This window comes from Pseudomonas sp. 05N434 (assembly GCF_056396965.1).
Genome location: NZ_JBFTMK010000791.1, coordinates 1 through 1,650, shown reverse-complemented (window position 1 = coordinate 1,650; position 1,650 = coordinate 1). Strand labels below are relative to the sequence as shown.

The window sequence follows — 1,650 nt, the reverse complement described above, 5'->3', positions numbered from 1 at the left end:
CAGGCGAGAGTCTTCCACGAGCCCGCCGATCAAACACCAAAGGCAGCCCTGAGGCTGCCTTCGGTTTATTCGCAAAACCGAATCAGGACAGGAACCCACCATCCACATTCAGCGAAACCCCGGTCGTATAGCTGGAAGCATCACTCGCCAGGTACAACACCGCACCGGCCATTTCACTCGGATCCGCCACGCGCTTGAGTGGAATCTGCTGCAATGCGGTGTTCAAAATTGCCTCGTTCTTCACCAGCGCCGATGCAAACTTGGTGTCGGTCAAACCCGGCAGCAAGGCGTTGCAGCGAATGCCGAACTGCGCGCATTCCTTGGCGAACACCTTGGTCATGTTGATCACCGCTGCCTTGGTCACCGAGTAGATGCCCTGGAAGATCCCCGGCGAGATGCCGTTGATCGAGGCGACGTTGATGATGCTGCCGCCACCGTGTTCGCGCATCAGCTTGCCGGCTTCCACCGACATGAAGAAGTAGCCGCGAATGTTCACGTCGACGGTTTTCTGGAAGGCGCTGAGGTCGGTGTCCAGCACGTTGCAGAACTGCGGGTTGGTCGCGGCGTTGTTGACCAGGATGTCCAGACGCCCGAATTGTTCGCGGATGGCGGCGAAGACCTGGGTGATCTGTTCCATCTCACCGATGTGGCAGGCAATGGCGGTGGCCTTGCCGCCGGCGRCGATGATCGCGTCGGCGACGTGCTGGCAGCCGTCGAGCTTGCGGCTCGAAACGATCACGTGGGCACCTTGCTGCGCCAGCAGTTTGGCGATGGCTTCACCGATGCCGCGACTGGCACCTGAGACGAAAGCGATCTTGCCGTCGAGGTCGAACAACTGAGTCTTGGACATGATTTTTCCTTGTTATGGGGCCCGATCAGAGGCTGGATTTCTGAATGACCTGCAAGCTCATCTGCTCCAGCAGTTTGTTCATGTGAATGAACTGTGCGAAGCGTTTGTCCTGGGTCTGACCATGGAAGAAGCGGTAGTAGATCTGCTGCACGATGCCGGCCAGACGGAACAGGCCATAGGTGTAGTAGAAGTCGAAATTGTCGATCTGGATGCCGGCGCGCTCGGCGTAGTAATCGACGAATTCGCGGCGGGTCAGCATGCCGGGGGCGTGGCTTGGCTGGCGGCGCATCAGTTGCACCGGTGCCGGGTCGTCGGCTTCGATCCAGTAGGCGAGGGTGTTGCCCAGGTCCATCAGCGGGTCACCGAGGGTGGTCAGCTCCCAATCCAGCACACCGATGATCTGCATCGGGTTGTTCGGATCGAGGATCACGTTGTCGAAGCGGTAATCGTTGTGGACGATGCTCGACGTCGGGTGATCGGCTGGCATTTTGTCGTTGAGCCAGGCCTTTACTGCTTCCCACTTCGGCGCGTCCGGGGTCAGGGCTTTTTCGTAGCGCTCGCTCCAGCCTTTGATTTGCCGCGCGACATAACCTTCGGGTTTACCGAGGTCACCCAGGCCATAAGCCTTGTAGTCGACACGGTGCAGTTCGACGAACTTGTCGATGAAGTTCTTGCACAGGTTTTCGGTCTTCGCCGAATCCAGGCCCAGTTCCGGTGGCAGTTCGGCGCGCAGGATGATCCCCTTGACCCGTTCCATCACATAGAACTCGGCGCCGATCACCGATTCGTCAGTGCAGTGC

The 1,650-nt window shown here is 58.9% G+C and carries 2 protein-coding genes; both read right to left on the bottom strand.

The window, feature by feature from the left end:
* Nucleotides 1-82: 82 nt before the first annotated feature.
* Nucleotides 83-850, bottom strand: coding sequence for an SDR family oxidoreductase (locus AC1DLB_RS29415; RefSeq protein WP_477786231.1), 768 nt, complete (start codon nucleotides 848-850; stop codon nucleotides 83-85).
* A gap of 25 nt (nucleotides 851-875) precedes the next feature.
* On the bottom strand, nucleotides 876-1,650 hold a 775-nt coding region (locus AC1DLB_RS29410; protein WP_477786230.1), incomplete at its 5' end, for a phosphotransferase family protein.